Annotated in this window: 11 protein-coding genes; 9 read left to right on the forward strand and 2 right to left on the reverse strand. The window is 70.8% G+C overall.

Features of this window, described 5'->3' with window-relative positions:
• The 8 genes from TFC3_RS23455 to TFC3_RS23490 all read left to right on the forward strand — a co-directional run.
• Positions 1-623: peptidylprolyl isomerase (locus TFC3_RS23455; protein ID WP_067503813.1), on the forward strand; the 623-nt coding region annotated here is incomplete at its 5' end.
• Between the two features lie 9 nt (positions 624-632).
• A complete protein-coding gene (locus TFC3_RS23460; RefSeq protein ID WP_067503816.1) occupies positions 633-2,201 on the forward strand; it encodes a glycosyltransferase family 39 protein in 1,569 nt (522 codons plus the stop codon).
• A gap of 99 nt (positions 2,202-2,300) precedes the next feature.
• Complete coding sequence (locus TFC3_RS23465) at positions 2,301-2,828, forward strand: SigE family RNA polymerase sigma factor (RefSeq protein WP_067503819.1); 528 nt, start codon at positions 2,301-2,303, stop codon at positions 2,826-2,828.
• The gene (locus TFC3_RS23470; RefSeq protein ID WP_067503821.1) at positions 2,825-4,246 is read left to right on the forward strand and encodes a hypothetical protein; all 1,422 of its coding nucleotides are present in this window, start codon (positions 2,825-2,827) and stop codon (positions 4,244-4,246) included. Before TFC3_RS23465 ends, TFC3_RS23470 begins: the two co-directional genes overlap by 4 nt.
• A 92-nt stretch (positions 4,247-4,338) precedes the next feature.
• On the forward strand, positions 4,339-6,003 hold the full coding sequence (locus TFC3_RS23475; protein ID WP_236718272.1) for a hypothetical protein: 1,665 nt from the start codon (positions 4,339-4,341) through the stop codon (positions 6,001-6,003).
• Positions 6,004-6,362: 359 nt separating this feature from the next.
• Positions 6,363-12,509: an RHS repeat-associated core domain-containing protein gene (locus TFC3_RS23480; RefSeq protein WP_067503824.1), complete on the forward strand. Its 6,147-nt coding sequence runs from the start codon at positions 6,363-6,365 to the stop codon at positions 12,507-12,509.
• On the forward strand, positions 12,509-13,027 hold the full coding sequence (locus tag TFC3_RS23485; RefSeq protein ID WP_067503827.1) for a hypothetical protein: 519 nt from the start codon (positions 12,509-12,511) through the stop codon (positions 13,025-13,027). The genes TFC3_RS23480 and TFC3_RS23485 overlap by 1 nt, the downstream gene beginning before the upstream one ends.
• A gap of 274 nt (positions 13,028-13,301) precedes the next feature.
• Positions 13,302-14,138, forward strand: a complete 837-nt coding sequence (locus TFC3_RS23490; RefSeq protein ID WP_067503830.1) for an SDR family NAD(P)-dependent oxidoreductase — start codon at positions 13,302-13,304, stop codon at positions 14,136-14,138.
• 44 nt (positions 14,139-14,182) lie between these two features.
• Here the strand turns inward: TFC3_RS23490 and TFC3_RS23495 are convergent, their stop codons facing one another.
• Complete coding sequence (locus tag TFC3_RS23495; RefSeq protein WP_067507359.1) at positions 14,183-14,965, reverse strand: enoyl-CoA hydratase-related protein; 783 nt, start codon at positions 14,963-14,965, stop codon at positions 14,183-14,185.
• A 38-nt stretch (positions 14,966-15,003) separates the two neighbouring features.
• On the opposite strand from TFC3_RS23495, the gene TFC3_RS23500 reads away from it, so the two are divergent.
• Positions 15,004-16,029 (forward strand): 3-oxoacyl-[acyl-carrier-protein] synthase III C-terminal domain-containing protein, encoded by a 1,026-nt coding sequence (locus tag TFC3_RS23500; protein ID WP_067503832.1) that lies wholly within the window; start codon positions 15,004-15,006, stop codon positions 16,027-16,029.
• A gap of 13 nt (positions 16,030-16,042) precedes the next feature.
• Here TFC3_RS23500 and TFC3_RS23505 read toward each other — a convergent pair whose 3' ends face one another.
• Positions 16,043-16,525, reverse strand: coding sequence for a MarR family winged helix-turn-helix transcriptional regulator (locus TFC3_RS23505; RefSeq protein ID WP_067503835.1), 483 nt, complete (start codon positions 16,523-16,525; stop codon positions 16,043-16,045).
• Between the last annotated feature and the right edge of the window lie 168 nt (positions 16,526-16,693).

Below are 16,693 nucleotides of genomic sequence, written 5' to 3' on the forward strand. Positions count from 1 at the left end.
CCTACACCCCGACCCCCGACGACCCGGCCGTCCGCCCGGTGCCCCTGCCCCGCGACCCCCGGCACACCCCCTCGCGCGGCACCGTACGCGTCGTGCTGCGCACCAACCTCGGGGTGATTCCGCTGGACCTCGATCGCGCCCAGGCCCCCTGCACCGTGCAGAGTTTCCTGCACCTGGTCCGGCACAGGTTCTACGACCGCACGATCTGCCACCGGCTCACCAGCTATCCGACCCTGTCGGTGCTGCAGTGCGGCGACCCCTCGGGCACCGGTGAGGGTGGGCCGGGCTACCGCTACCGCGACGAGTTGCCGACCGGCCTGCCGCCCGCGCCCACCGATCCCACCGGGCAGCGCCGCGTCTACGCCCGGGGTGTGCTGGCCATGGCCAACGCCGGGCCGGACACCAACGGCAGCCAGTTCTTCCTGGTGTACGCCAATTCGGCGCTGCGCCCGAACTACACCATCTTCGGCGAGGTGCGTCCGGCCGGGCTTCGGACCCTGGACCGGGTGGCCGCCGGTGGGGTGGCGGCAACCCCGGAGGATCCGGCTCCGGTGGACGGCCCGCCCGCACGGCGTACCGAGATCCGCTCGGCGCGCGTCTCCCCTGGTGCAGGCAGGTCCTAAGATCGCGGGGTGACCACGGCGACGGCGGAGACGGTACGACCAGAGCACGCCCCGCCGGAGCCCGGACCGGCGCCGGTGATCGTGCCTGAGCTCGTGCGGCGCCGGCTGGCGACGCTGGAGAACTGGCGGGATCCGTGGTCGTGGGTGGTGACCGCCGTGGTGGTGGCCATCGCGACGGTGTTGCGGCTGGTCGGCATCACCCACCCCAAGGGTTACATCTTCGACGAGGTGTACTACCCAACCGACGCCTGGGACATGGTGCAGCACGGCGTGGAGTGGGACCCCGAGCACGGCGGCCCGGCGTACGTGGTGCATCCGCCGCTGGGCAAGTGGCTCATCGCGCTGGGGGAGAAGGCGTTCGGCAACACCGAGCTGGGCTGGCGCTTCCCGGCCGCGATCGCCGGGATTCTGATGATCCTGGTGCTCGTGCGGGTGGCGTACCGGCTGTTTCACTCGATCGTGCTGGCCGGGCTGGCGGGGCTGCTCATGGCGCTCGACGGCTTCCAGTTCGTGCTCTCGCGTACCTCCCTGCTCGACATCTTTCTCGGGCTTTTCACCCTGCTGACCTTCGCGGCCATGGTCCTCGACCGCGATCACTACCGCCGGCGCCTGCTGCGGGCCCTCGAACACGGCTGGCACCCCGGCGACCGGCGCCCGCTGATCGTGCCGTGGTGGCTGCTCGTCTCCGGCGTCACGTTCGGGCTGGCCTGCGGCGTCAAGTGGAGTGCGTTGTTCTTCGCCCCGTTCTTCGCCCTGCTCGTGATCCTGTGGCGCGTGCAGGCCCGCCGCTCCGCCGGGGTTCGCCGCCCGATCGTCTCCGGCCTGCTCGGCGACCTGGGTTTGCTGGCGCTCAGCTTCGTGCTCACGGTGCCCACCTACCTGGCCACCTGGACCGGGTGGTTCCGCACGGACACCGGCTACTTCCGGCACTACCGGCAGGCCAACGGGCTCAGCGAGCACCCGGTCATTGGTGCGCTGCTGAACCTGGCGCACTATCACCACGAGGCGTACACCTTTCACAGCGGCCTGACCACGACCCACCGCTACCAGTCGTGGCCTTGGCAGTGGCTGCTGCTCGGACGCCCGGTCTCGTTCTACGCCCCGCCGAACACCACCGGGTGCGGCGCGTCCAAGTGCGTGCCCGAGGTGCTGCTGCTGGGCACGCCGGTGCTGTGGTGGTCCTTCCTGCCCGCCCTGGCCGCGCTGGTGTGGTTCGGCATCGCCCGTCGCGACTGGCGGGCCCTGGCCATCGGTACGGGGGTGGTCGCCGGTCTGCTGCCGTGGTTCTACTTCGCGGTCCAGGACGGGCGCACCATGTTCTCCTTCTACGTCCTGCCCGCCCTGCCGTTCCTGGTCCTCGCCGTCGTCTATGTGCTCGGCGCGATCATGACCCCACCGGGCGGCACAGTCACCGGCCCTGGTCGCTGCGACCGCCAGTTGATCGGCGGCGTCACTGCCGGGGTCTATCTGGTGCTGGTCGCGCTCTGCTTCGCGTACTTCTATCCGATCTTCGTCGGGCAGATGATCACCTACGACGAGTGGTGGTCGCGCATGTGGCTCGGCGGCCGCTGGGTCTGAACCGGGCCGAAATTGGCTCGCAACCTTTCCGGCGACGGGTGGCGTTCTTTCCGGCATGACAACCTCGAGATCCTCCCGGAGCCGGCCGAAGGAGGGTGCGTGAGATCCGACGACGATTTCCGCGCCTTCGTCGAGGCGCACCGGGATGCCCTGGTGCGCACCGCCTACCTGATCATGGGTGATCGGGGGCACGCCGAGGACCTGGTGCAGTCGGCGCTGGAGAAGACGCACCGGCGCTGGAACCGGGTCGGCACCATGGCCGCCCCGGTCGCGTACGTCCGCAAGACCATGGTCAACACGGCCACCTCCTGGCGCCGTCGCCGCCGGGTGCCCGAGGTGCCGCTGCTCGCCTCGCACGCCGGTCAGCCCGTCGACCCCTACGGCGCCTCCGACGAGCGGCACCGCGTTGTTGCCGCGCTGCGCAAGCTGCCCCCGAAAATGCGGGCCGTGCTGGTGCTGCGCTACTTCGAGGACCTCAGCGAAGCCGAGACCGCCGAGGCGCTCGGTTGCTCGCTCGGCACCGTGAAGAGCCAGTCGTCGCGGGGTCTGGCCCGCCTGCGCGAGCAGTTGACCATCTCCGCTGTCGCCGCCCCCTTGACCGTCAGCCTGCCCGGGAGGGCCTCATGACCTCGAACCTGGAAACACTGCTGCGCGACAGCCTGCACGCCGAGGCCGAGCAGGTGACCGGCCAGCCCGACCCGTACGAGACCTTCGTGCGCCTGGAACGCAAGCACAAGCGCAACCGCTACCTCGCCGTGTCGGCGGGGGGAGTGGCCGTCGTGGCCGTGGCCGCCGGGGTGCTCACCAACCCGGGCCTGATGTCGCAGGCCGCCAACGCGCACGGGCCGTCGCGTCTGGCGCAGGGATCGGTGCGGGGTTCGCTGGGTACGGACCAAGCGTGGCTGGATGCCTTCCGCGCCACTTTGCGGGTCTCCAGCAACGACGGCGACGAGGACTGGAAGCTCGACCGGGACAAGGTCGAGGTGGTGTGGGCCGGGGAGGTGCCCGGGGCGCGGATCGTCGTGGCCGACGTGCCGTTCCGCAACGACGGTGTCACCGACTGGCATCTGCAGTCCTTCGAGGGGGCGCCCGGTTCCGCGCCGGAGAAGATGTATGAGAACGGCGACATCGGCATGGACGGCACCGGGCTGGTGGGCACCATCGCCATGGGCAGCGACACCAAGCCCGGCTACGCGCTGGCGATCGGCCCGGCGGGCAGCACGGTGACGCTGCAGACCGGCCTGCAGTACGGTGCCGACGGCCACGTGCACGCCACCGGCGACAAGACCGGAAAGCCCGGCGACGGCATCGCGTACGTCCCGATCGCCCCGGCTCCGGGCGGCTCGCTGTCGTCGCTGACGCTGGCGGACGTCGTCGATCGGGGCCGGACGCTGTTCCACGGCATCGTCAGCGCGGGCTGGGCCTCGGACGAGAACAGCGCGGTCAGCCGGGCCAACCCGGAGTACTTCGACCGTGGCCGGGGCGTCACCGAGGCGACGGCTCGTGCGGCGCTCGCCGGGCACTCCTTCGACCCGGTGGTGTTCCAGCAGTTGGCCGGATGGTCGTTGCAGGAAGCCAACCTGGTCGCCAGCCAGGTCACCTTGACCGTGCCGTGGACCGGTAAGGTCGAGGGCCAGCCGGCCATCATGTGGCACCTGCAGGTCCACGGCGGGGGCGTGCTGACCTTCTTCACGCACGCCGCTGACGGTCACCGGATGGACAAGTTCCTGCTGCAACCGGTCGCCGGAGCCGATGAGCGGCCGATGGCCTGGCGGCTGCGCGGCGATAGCTCCGAGCGGCGCACCGATCGCGTCGCCGTGGTCGCCCCGGGCGCCACCACCGCGAGCATCTCCGTCAACGGCGGGGCCCCGATCGCGGTTGCGTTGGACAGCACCGGCTTTGCGATGGCCACCGTGCCCAGCGACGCCAAGGCCACCATCACGGCGCAGCGAGCCGGTGGCGCGAAGATCACCGCTCCGATCCTGCCGTTCGAGACGGCGATCACCATGCCGGGTACCTCACCCGGCAACACGCTGGCCGGCTGAGAAGCGGCTCAGCCGAGGGGTCCGCTGGGCCGGATCGACAAGCACCGAGATGCCGATCTTCGTGACGTGGACGGACGTCTATAGTCTCGGCCATGTCGATCGACCGTCTTCTGGCCCGGCCCAGTCTCGCCCCGGCCGGCCCTGCCCCGGCGCCCCGGCCGGCCGGGCGGACGGTGGCGGTCGTCGGCGCCGTCCCGCTGGTCGCCGCCGTGGTGTTCCTGCTGGTCCCGCCGATGGGCATCGACCTCGCGGCGCAGGTCGCGCACGGCGACTTCTACGCCCGGCACGGCGGCGCGCTGCTCGACTTCGGCTGGTACGCCGGTACGTCGCCACTCGGTTACAGTTTGCTGACCCCCGCGCCGATGGCGTGGCTCGGCGGCGGCACGGGCGGCGCCAAGGCCCTTGGGGCGATCGCCACGGTCGCCGCGTCGCTTCTGCTCACCCTGTTGCTGCTGCGCACCGGCGCACGCCGACCCCTCGTGGCCGCGCTGCTCGGCGCGTTCGGCATCTTCGGCAACATCGTCTCCGGCCGGGTCACCTTCACCGCCGGCCTGGTGTTCGGCCTCGCGGCGCTGCTGGCCCTGACCGGATCGCGGCCGTGGCGGCGCCCGCTCGCGGTGGTTGCGGCTGCGCTGGCCGGCGCGGCGAGCCCGGTCGCCGGGCTGTTCCTCGGGCTGGCCGGAACGGCGTTGCTGCTCGGTGCGGGCCGGCGCAAGACCTCGGGCACCAGCCGGATCGACGGCCTGGTCGTCGCGGCGGGTGCCGCGGTGCCCACCCTCGGGTTGTCGTTGCTGTTCGGCGCGGGCGGCTCGATGAACACCATCGACTCCGACACGCTGCGCTCGTGCACCGTGAGCCTGCTCGTCGCCGTGCTCGTGCCGCGTCCCGCCGTCCGCATCGGTGCCCTGCTCAGCGCGGCCGGTGTGATCGCGGCGAGCGTGCTGACCACCCCGGTGGGGCTCAACGCGGGCCGGCTGTCCGCGACGTTCGCCCTGGCGGTGCTCGCTGGGTACGCCGCCGTGCCCTCGCCGATCCGCGTGCCCGAGCGCCTTCGCCGTCCCGTCGTGTCCCTGGCGGCCGTCGTCGTGCTGCTGGCCGGGGTCGCGCTGTGGCAGCATCCGATGGCGGTGAACGACCTGCGCGGCACCGGTGACCCGATGGCCTCGCCGGAATACTTCCAGCCGCTGCTCGACGAGGTGGCGCGCCGCCAGCCCGTGGGCCGCATCGAAGTCGTGCCGACCGCCAACTACTGGGAAGCGGCCTACGTTCCGGGCACCGCCCCACTGGCCCGCGGCTGGTTGCGTCAGGCCGACACCGATCGCAACGCGGTCTTCTTCGAGGGCAAGTTCACCGCCGCCCGTTACCAGAGCTGGCTGCACGACAGCGGGGTGTCGCTGGTCGCCATCGCCGACGCGCCCGCCGCGTCGGTCGCCCGGCGCGAGGCCAAGCTGGTCCGCTCCAGGCCGTCGTTCCTCAAGCAGGTGTGGCGGAACAAGAACTGGACGCTGTACGAGGTGAGCGGCAGCCCGGCGTTCGTGACCGGGGCCGCCCTGGTCTCCTCGACCGACGCCGCGGTGACGCTCGACGTGACGTCTCCCGGCGATGTGCTGGTGCGCCTGCGCTGGTCGCGGTGGCTCAGCCTGCGGGGCCCGGACGGGTGCCTGCAGCCCGCCGGACAAGGCTGGACAACATTGCGGGCCAGCGCGCCCGGCCGCTATGTGCTAAGCGGTTCATTGACCTCCGGATCTGCTTGCTGAAGACAGTAAGAAAGCAGGTCCAGGCCCGTGGCCTCGCATTAAGTAAGCATTAAGTAAGGCTGCCTGAAGGACGCGGGCTGCGCTGAAACCTGTGCAGTACAGGGACTTCCGGGCGCCCGCACAGTATGCCGCAGACGCCTGCACTGCGGTGTCCCGTTTGGCGAGTAGTGGGCTGTGACCTGCATTTAAACATGGACCTGAACAAATACTTGAGCAAACCTTAAAATTCCGGCTATGGTGCTGCCGCCATCTTTCACAATCATGGGGGAGGAAAAATGGTGAGTGGGCGAAGCCTGCTTTCCGTACATTCGCGGCCATCAACATCCCGGCGTTCCACGGCGGTCATCCTGACCGCAGCCATGCTCGTCTCGGCAGCCGACGCGGTCACGTCACCGCAGCCGGCACTGGCCGCACCGAGCGCGCCGGCTCAGCGGGCAACCGTGCTGGAGCGCCCCGACGAAGCCTCGGCTCTCGTCACCGCCCGCATGAACCACGGCCCGGTGAAGATCACCGGGCTGACCACCGAGACCTCCGAGTTCTTCGCCCAGCCGGACGGCACGGTCGAGGCCACAGTGCACGCCGCCCCGGTGCGGGTGCGCTCCGGAAACCAGTGGGTGCCGGTCGACCTGAAGCTGCGCGCCAACGCCGACGGCACGGTCTCCTCGGTGGCCCACCCCGAGGGGCTCACGATCTCCGGAGCCCGCACGGGCACCGCGGGGGCGCTGGCCACCGTCGGACACGGCGCCGAGCAGATCTCGATGGGCTGGACCGGCAAGCTGCCCGAGCCGGTGCTTGAGGGCGCGCGGGCCACCTACCGCGACGTGCTGCCCGGCATCGACCTGGCCGTCGAGGCCACCCGGACCGGCTTCGAGCAGTTCGTCGTCGTCAAGACCCGCGAGGCGGCCACCCGCGTCGGCGAGCTCTCGCTGCCGCTGACCGGCGCGTCGGTGTCCTCGTACACCCGTGACGCCTCCGGCGCGCTGGTGCTGAAGAACAAGAAGGGCCGCACGCTCGCCACCTCACCGACCCCGATGATGTGGGACGCCCAGGTCGGCGCGGACGGTGTGACCCCCAAGCGGCAGACCGTCGTGACATCGGCGGCTACCAGACGTACCGCCAAATCCGCCTCGGCCGGTCGCAATGCCTCCGCCCCCGGGGTTGACGTCCGCCTCACCCCGGACCGCGCCTGGATCAACGACCCGGCCACCCAGTTCCCGGTCACCATCGACCCGCAGGTGGCGGTCGGCACCGTCTTCGACACCTACGTCACCGACGGCGACACCGGCGACCGCGGCGGCGTCAACAACCTGCAGATCGGCTTGCTCAGCGGGGCCGGCGGCAAGCGCACCCGGTCCTTCGTCTCGTGGGACACCACGGCGTTGCGCGGGAAGCAGATCACCGCAGCCACGGCGTCGTTCTACAACTACTACTCGACGACCTGCGCCGCGAACTCGTGGGAGATCTGGTCGACGAACGCGTTCAACGACGCGACCCGCTGGGCCAACCAGCCGGCCTGGCTGACCAAGGAAGCCTCGGCCACCGGCACGCGTGGCTTCGACTCCTCCTGCGGTGACGCCTACGTCGCCATCTCGGCGACCTCGTTCTTCCAGCGCGCCGCCACGGCCAACCAGACCCGCGGCTACATGGGCATCCGGGCCACCAGCGAGACGGCGACCAGCGCGTTCAAGCAGTTCCGCTCGCGTAACGCGGCGGAGAGCAACCAGGTTCCCAAGGCCACGGTCACCTACAACTCGTACCCGGTGATCGGCACCCGCTCCACGGTGCCGGCCACCGCCTGCGCCACGGGCACCGCGCGGCCGTTCATCGCCTCGAAGACCCCGCAGCTCAAGGCCAAGCTCACCGACCCCGAGGGCACCGCGATGACGGCGTCCTTCGAGTGGTCCACGACCGCCGGGGCCGGCGTCACCACGGCCACCACCGCCAAGGCGGCCTCCGGTTCCACGTTCTCGACGACGATCCCGGCGAACGCGCTGGCCGAGAACGGTTCCTACCGCTGGCGGGTACGCGGATACGACAGCACCGGCTATTCGCCGTGGTCGGCGTACTGCGAGTTCACCGTGGACACCACGGCCCCCGCGCTGCCCGCCGTGGCCTCCACGGACTACCCGGCCGGCCAGTGGTCGGGCGGCGCCGGTTCGCCCGGCAAGTTCACCCTGTCCGCCAGCGGCGCGACCGACGTCGCCTCCTACCAGTACGGGCTCGACGTCAACCCGCCGGACCAGACGGTGAACGCCGCCAGCCTGGGCGCGGCCGCCACGGTGACGATCACTCCGGCCACCGCCGGTGCCCACACGCTCTACGTCCGCTCGCGTGACCGGGCCGGCAACCTCTCACCGGTCAAGACGTACAGCTTCTCCGCCGGTGGCGCCGCCATCACCGCACCGAAGGACGGCGACCTGTCGGCCGGTTTCGTGGCCATCGAGGGCAGCGGCAACAGCACCTCGACCGGCGTCACCTACCAGTGGCGCCGCGGTGACCTCGACACCTGGACCACCATCCCCACCGGCGATGTCACCACCGCCGCCGGCCAGCAGGCGGTCACCTGGCCGCTGAGCGTGCCGGCCGGGGGCAGCGCGCCCAAGCTCAACTGGAACCTGGCCCAGACGGTGAACGCCGCCGAGGCCGGGCCCGACCCGCTGGACGGCCCGGTGCAGTTGCGTGGCCTGTTCACCGGCGGCGCGGGAGCCACCTCGAACCCCGTCAAGCTGACGCTCGACCGCAACCGCGCCTGGGCGGCCACCGAGGACGTCGGGGTCGGCTCGGTCAACCTGATCACCGGCAACCTCGCCACCGAGGAGCGGGACTCGGCGACCGGGGCGAGCCTCGGCCGTACCGCCAACTCCCGCCTCGCCAGGGAGGTCGACCCGATGTTCGGTCCGGGATGGTCCTCCAGCGTCTCGGTCACCGGCGACGACAGCGGCTACACCACTCTGAGCGTCACCGGTTCGCTCGTGCAGATCGCCCTGGACGACGGCGCGACCATGGGCTTCACCAAGAAGACGGCCACGACCTTCACGCCGCAGGTCGGCCTGGAGAACCTCAAACTGGCCTACACCGCCACGGGTGACACCTACACGCTGACCGACGAGGCCGGCCTGGCGGTCACCTTCGGCCGTCCCGGGACCCAGCCCGCCGGTCAGTACGTGCCCACCTCGGCGGCAGCAAAGGGAACCACCGACAAGATCTCCTACTCGTGGGAGACCGTCACTGTCGCGGGCGCCGCGATCACCCGGCCCACCCTGGCCATCAACCCGCCGCCCGCCGGTATCACCTGCACCGCGGCGAGCCTGGTCAAGGGCTGCCGGGCCACGAAGTTCAGCTACGCCACCGCCAGCACCGCGTCGGGCACCGCGCCCAACCAGTGGGGCGACTACGCCGGTCGGATCAAGGAACTGACGTTCACGGCGTGGGACCCGGATGCCTCGCCGGCGCAGATGAAGACCGTGGTGCTCAAGCGCTACGCCTACGACAACACCGGCCGGCTGCGGTCGGCGTGGGACCCGCGGCTCGACCGCACCGAGTCCGGTGTGGTGCGCCACCTCGAGACCACCTACGCCTACGACGCCGACGGCCTGGTCAGCGAGGTTCGCCCCGCCGGTCAGGAACCGTGGAACCTGATCTACTCGGTGATCCCCGGTGACTCCGGCAAGGGCCGCCTGGTCCAGGTCGCCCGGGGCATCGGCACCGCCATCGCGCGCACCACCGTCGTCTACGCCGTCCCGCTCACCGGGGCCGGAGCGCCGTACGACCTGTCCGCCGCCCAGACGGCTCGCTGGGCCCAGCCGGAAGCTCCGGTGCTGGCCACCGCGCTGTTCCCGGCCACCCAGGTGCCCGACGGCAACCAGGCGACCGGAGCCCTGCCGTCCTCGTACGAGCGGGCCTCGATCTCCTACCTCGACGCCAACGGTCGCACCGTCAACGGCGCCGAGCCGGGCGGGTACATCAGCTCGCAGTCCTACGACAAGTGGGGCAACCAGATCCGCAGCCTGGACGCCGCCAACCGCCAGCAGGCGCTGGAGGACTCCACGACCGACACCGCCGACCAGGAAGCCGGCCTCGCCGGGTCGCTGTCCGAGCTCAACGTCTTCTCCGGTGACGGCAGCCGGTTGACCAGCGCGTTCGAGCCCGAGCGCGAGGTCAGCCTGCCCGACGGCTCGTCCGTGCGGGGCCGGCCGTACACCGAGTACAGCTACGACGAGGGCGCACCGGCCACCGACGAGCCGTTCAACGTGGTCACCACCGAGACCCGGATGGTCCGGGTCTGGGGCAGCGACGGCGCCACCTACGACGCCGACAAGCGGACCACGAAGACCACGTACGACTGGACGTTGCTGGAGCCGCTGACCGAGACGGTCGACCCGGGCGGTCTCAACCTGGTGACGCGCTACCAGTACGACCCGGTCAGCAAGCGCAAGATCTCGGAGACCGCACCCGGTGGCTCCGCGGCCGGCGACACCCCGTCGACCCAGCGCATCCTGTACTACCGGGTGGGCACCGGCTCGGGCAACGCCGCTTGCGACAACCGGCCCGAGTTCAACGACCTGATCTGCCGGGTTGAGCCCGGTGGTCAGGCCGAGAGCGGTCCTGCCGTGCCGGTCAAGGTCGTCACGTACGACATGTTCGGCCAGGTCCGCAAGACCGAGGAGTCGACCTCGGCCGGGGTGCAGCGCACGACCACCGCCACCTACGACGCCGCGAACCGCCCGCAGCAGCAGAGCATCACGGCGGCCGCGGGTCTGGGTGAGGCTGTGCCGGTCACTCGCACGGTCTACGACCCGGCGACGGGCCTGCTCACCCGGCTGCAGAGCGTGGACGCGAACGGCGCTGTCACGGCCGAGATCGTTTACGGGTACGACACGCTGGGCCGGGCCCGGTCGTACAAGGACGCCGACGGCATCACGTCGACCTTCGACTACGACCTGCTCGACCGTCCGACCACCACCACCGACGGGCTCGGCACGCGGACGTACGCCTATGACGGCGGTACGGAACGCCGTGGCCTGCCCACCTCGGTGGCCGATTCGCAGGCCGGCACGTACACCGCGGCCTACGACGCGAACGGCGGCGTGATCAGCCAGCAGTGGCCGAACGGCGTGGTCGTGCAGGCCGAGGCGAACGAGGCCGGCGACGCGGTGGGCATCACGTACACCCAGGCCGGTTGCGCCGCCGACGACTGCACCCTGTTCTCCGAATCGCTCACGGCTTCGGTGCACAGCCAGGTCAGCAACCGCACCTCCAGCCTGTCGCAGCAGGACTTCTCCTACGACAGCGCGGGCCGGCTGGCCAAGGTGCAGGACACGGTCGACAGCAACTGCGTCACCCGGGTCTTCGGGTACGACGCGGGCACCAACCGCACGTCGACCACCTCGTACGACGCCACCGAGGACGGCTCCTGCCAGACCGGCACCGTCGCCGGTCAGGTCACCCGGGGCTACGACAAGGCGGACCGGCTCACCACCGCCGGTTACGAGTACGACGCTCTGGGCCGTACCCGGATCGTGCCCGCGGTTGACTCCCCGATCCCCGGCGGCGGACAGTCCGAGGTCTCCTACTACGCCTCGAACCTGACCCGCAAGATCGTGCAGGACGACCGGTCGTCGGTGTACCAGCTGGACGTCACCGGCAACCGTTACCGCTCGCGGGCCGAGACCCGCGGCGCGGCGACCACCACCAAGGTCAACCACTACAGCGCGGACGGGGACTCGCCGAGCTGGACCGATGAGGGCAACACCACGACGACCCGCACGATTGTGGGCATCGCGGGCACCACCGGCACGCACAGCTCCACCGCCGGGCTCACATCGTTCATCACCAACCTGCACGGCGATGTGGTTGCCGGGATGGCCGGGTCCAGCCAGGGCCTGGCGTACACCAGCGACTACACCGAGGACGGCCAGCCGCGTACCCCCGGCGCGGAGACGCACCGGTACGGCTGGCTCGGCTCGGAGCAGCGCGCCAGCGACACCCCGAACGGGCTGACCCTGATGGGCGTGCGGCTCTACAACCCCACCACCTCGCGGTTCCTGTCGGTCGACCCGGTCCGCGGCGGCAACGCCAACGACTACGACTACTGCTCGGGTGACTCGGTCAACTGCAGCGACGTGTCCGGTGCCTTCAGCTGCAAGTGGCAGAAGAAGTCGGTGTCGCTCAACTGGCGGGGCTGGAAGTACGACCTGAAGCGCAAGTGCTGGATCACCAACGCCGAAACCCGCTTCCTCATGATGTACGGCGGCTTCAGTGCCGCCATGTACGGCGTGTTCGCCGGGTTCACCGCCCCTCTGATCGCCACCGGGGCCGGCATCCTGGTGCCGTTGGCGCTGGCAGCGATGGGAGCCATCATCGGCGCCATCGTCTGGTTCGCGGACAAGATCTACGAGGACCGCTGCGGCAAGCGCAAGGGCTTCTACGTCAACGCGCGGATCTACAAGAACCGTGGGTGGTCGCGGCGGCCGCACTGGAGCGCCGGAATGGGATGTAACAAGTAATGGCCGAGCCTTCCGGAAACGACACCAGGGTTGAGGTCAGGGTTCGCTTGGCGGACCTGGACGCCGTGCGGTGGCCGCAGCGGCCGCTGGTCGGCGATGGTGCTGACACCACACCGGTCGCGGTGCCGCTGCCCCACCTGGCCTGGACACGCACGGCCACGGTGCCGGTGCCGGTGGGTACCGGCGTCGCGGACCGGGTCGCGGTCGTGCTGCGGCTGCGCAAGCTGTACGAGTACGCCGTTCTCCCGGCGATCCTGGTACTGCTGGTGCTGGCCGCCGCGATGCTGGTGCTGAGCTGGCCGGGCACCGTGCCCAACGGCCGGTTCCTCGGCGGGGTGCTCGGGATCGCCGCGTTCACCTTGATCCTGCTCGGCTTCGGCCTGCAGGTCCTGGCCGTCGCGGCGAGGGCACCACGGGTCGCGGGCGGCGAGTTGCTGCTCGCCCGCGCGCACGCCGACGTCGCCCGGGAGGCGATCGCCCTGAACCCCTCGGGGCTGGTCAGGATCCACCAGAAGTAGCGCAAAAGGTTGCCGGCGCGTTCTTCACCAAGAGCGCGCCGGCACTCTTCACCCTGGCCATGGAAGCGCTCCAACTGGTTCGGCATGGAAACCGGCAACAAAACGTTCCACGCCTCTGGTCGAGCAACCCGACCCGCGGCGCGAGGTGAGGAAGTCGTGCACTTCGGCTCGGTTGTCCACCCTTCGCCGGCCCCGCTGAGCGATGTCCTACCGGTACACCCCTGGAGCCTCCATTAGTATCATTACCCTGTCATTCATCAGGGTTAGGAGTCATATGAGGGGCAAGACGGTTCTGGTCACCGGCGCGACCTCCGGGCTGGGCCGCCGGCTCGCTGGGGACCTGGCCACGCGCGGTGCCACTGTGCTGCTGCACGGGCGCGACGAGCACCGGCTGCATGCCGTGGCCCAGGAGCTGCGTGGCACGGCCGCAGCCGTGCGCACCTATTGCGCCGACCTGGCCGACCTGGACCAGGTGCGGGAGCTGACCGAGCGTCTGCGCGACGCCGAGCCACGCCTGGATGTGCTGGTCAACAACGCCGGGCTGGGTGGCGGCAGCGATCCGGCGCGCCGCGAGACCGGGCCGCAGGGCTACGAGCTGCGGCTGACCGTCAACCACTTGGCGCCGTACCTGTTGATCCAGGAACTGGCCCCGCTGCTCGCCGCCTCCGCGCCGGCGCGGGTGGTCAACGTGGCCTCCAGCGGGCAGGTGCCGATCGCTCTCGACGACGTCATGATGCAGCGCGGCTACCAGGGCATCCACGCCTACTGCCGCAGCAAGGTCGCGCTCATCATGGCCACGTTCGACCTTGCCGCCGACCTCGCCGGGCGTGGCATCACAGTGAACGCTCTGCACCCGGCCGAGCTGATGGATACCGCGATGGTGCGCCGGAGCGGGTTCGCGCCTGCCGCCACGGTGGCCGACGGCGCCGCGGCAACCATGCGACTGATCGAGGATCCCGCGCTGGACGGCGTCACCGGTCAGTATTTCGATCGCTTCACCGCCGCCCCCGCGCACCCGCAGGTGTACGACGAAACCGCCCGCGCCCGCATCCGCGTGGTCACCGAACAGCTGACCGGTCTGCAGCCGTTCTCTGGTCTGCCTGGAGCCTGACCCCCGAGGCTGACGGGAGCCGCCAGTGAGGGGATCCCGTGCACCTACACCACGCCGCCGAACGCCGGCCGGCGGCGTTCGCCCAGCGCGGCCATCGCCTCCTTGAAGTCCGCGGTGGCGAACGAGCCGGTCATCAGCTCCAGCGACTCGCCGACCGCCGTCGGACCGTCCTGAGCCAACCCGCGCCAGACCTGCTCGCGGATCACCGCGAGCGAGGACGGCGAGCAGTGCTCGGCGAGCTGCTGGGCGTACGCCTGCGCGGCGCCCAGCACCTCGTCGCGCGGCAGCACCTTCTGCACCAGCCCGATGGCGTGCGCCTCGGCGGCGGTGACCTTGCGTGCCGACAGCAGCAGATCGAGGGCGTGCGCCGGGCCGATCAAGCGGGGCAGCAGCCAGGCGCTGCCGTGCTCGGCGATCAGACCCAGGCGGGCGAACACCGTGCTGAACTGCGCGTGCTCGGCGGCGAAGCGCAAATCGGCGTAGAGGGCGTGCACCAGCCCGAGCCCGGCCGCGCTGCCATTGACCGCCGCGATGAGCGGGGTGCCCAGCGTCAGGGGCAGATGGGCGGGCTGCCCGAGCGCGTCCTGCAACGCCTGCTGCGCCTCATCACCCTGCAACGCATCCAGCAGCGAGGCCTCCGCGCCGGCGCAGAAGCTGCCGCCGCGGCCGGTGACCACGATGGCGCGGACCTGCGGGTCGGCGTCGGCCGCGGCCAGCGCGTCGTAGTAGGCGGCGAACATCGCCAGGTCCATGGCGTTGCGCCGCTCCGGGCGCTCGAAGGTGATCGTGCGGACCCGCTGCGCGTCGGCGACCTCGATTCCATGCATGAACACTGTTATACATCAGCGCTCTGATAGGAGTCGATATGTTGTTCCCGCACCCGCTGGCCCTGCGAGCCACCCGCACCTGGCTGCCCGAGAAGCACATCAGCGCCCGCGAAGCCGTCTCGTACGGCCTGCTCGACGACGAAACCGCCACCGACCTCGGCTACCGGCAGCTCCCGGTCGCCGCCGACGCCCCGCCCGCCATGGCCGTGCTGGCCGCCCGCGCCGCCCTGACCGCCGCCCAGGTGAGCGGCGACGCCGTCGACCTGCTGCTGCACGCGTGGATCCACCACCAGGGCCACGACCTGTGGTCCCCGGCGCACTACATCGCCCGCGAACTCGGCGTCGGCACCCCACCGATCGGCATCCAGCAGCTCTGCAACGGCGGCGCAGCGGCCCTGGAACTTGCCGCCACCCGCCTGCTGGCCGACCCGTCCACCGCCACCGCCGTGATCACCACCGCGGACCGCTTCGCCGAGCCCGGCTTCAACCGCTGGGCCGGGGACTACGGCATCGCCTACGGTGACGGCGCTACCGCCACGGTGCTGACGCGCGCGGACGACGGACCGGCCGAGTTGTATCTGCACGCGCTGGCCACCGCTGCGGCACCGGAGCTCGAACGCATGCACCGCGGGGATGACGAGTTCAGCCCGGCGGCACGCTGGCATTCCGGCACGGTGGACCTGCGCCGGACGAAGAAGGCATACCTGACGGCGTACGGGATGGACAGCTTCGTCGCGGCCAGCCACCGCAACACCGCGGCGGTGGTGCAGCGCTGCCTGACCGAGGCCGGGCTGGCGGCCGGCGATCCCCGGCTGCGAGCGGTGCTGCTGCCCCGGCTGGGTGCCAAGGTGCTCCACCAGGCGTACGTGCCGGTGGTGCAGGCGCTGACCCCGGCGCCGGTGCGCATCACCGGGCGCGACACCGGGCACCTCGGTGCCGGCGACGCCCTGGCCAGCGTGGCCGAACTGGTCGCCGGCGACGACCTGCGCCCCGGCGACCACGCCCTGGTCGTCAACGCGGGCGCCGGGTTCACCTGGTCCGCCCTGCTGGTGAGCCGGCCCTGAGATCGAGCCGGCCCTAGGCGCTCAGCACCGCGATGGCGCGTTCCAGCATCTCGCGCAACTGCTTACGCTCGGCCGCGGTGAACTCCGCGGCCAGCTTGTTCTCCACCCGCAGCGCCGCTGCGTCGGCGTCGGTGACCAGGCTGCGACCGGCCTCGGTGACCCGGTTGACCAGCAGCTTCTGGTGCATCTGGGAGTGCTCGCGAGCGATCAGCCCTTTGGCCTCGAGGTTGGCCAGCACCGTCGACATGGTCTGCGGGGTGACCATCGAGTCGCGGGCCAGTTGCGCTGCCGACATCCCGTCGGCGGAGGCCAGCAGCAGCAGGGTCGCGTACTGCGGCACGGTGAGGTCGAACTCGCGCAGGGCGGCGGTCTTGCGGGCGATCAGCGCCTGCTCGGCCCGCTTGATGACGTGCCCCAGGCGGTTACCGGCAACCTCGGCAGCCTTTCCGCGCTTACCCGCCCCCGAGCCGGCTCGCGCGCCAGCAGTAGTTGTCATGGCAAGAGCCTCTCACTTCGCAGGGTACGCAGCAATGATCGTACTCGTACAAGCATTCTCCGGTCGTTCTTGAGTGCGCCATCCCGATGTCCTGTGCCGCTCCCGGAGGGTGGGCTCGCAGGCTGGTGTCATGACGGCCCCCCGAACCGCGGCACCCCCCACCACGAC

Origin of the sequence: Actinoplanes sp. TFC3 (assembly GCF_001553785.1) — a bacterium.
Classification (GTDB): Bacteria; Actinomycetota; Actinomycetes; order Mycobacteriales; family Micromonosporaceae; genus Actinoplanes.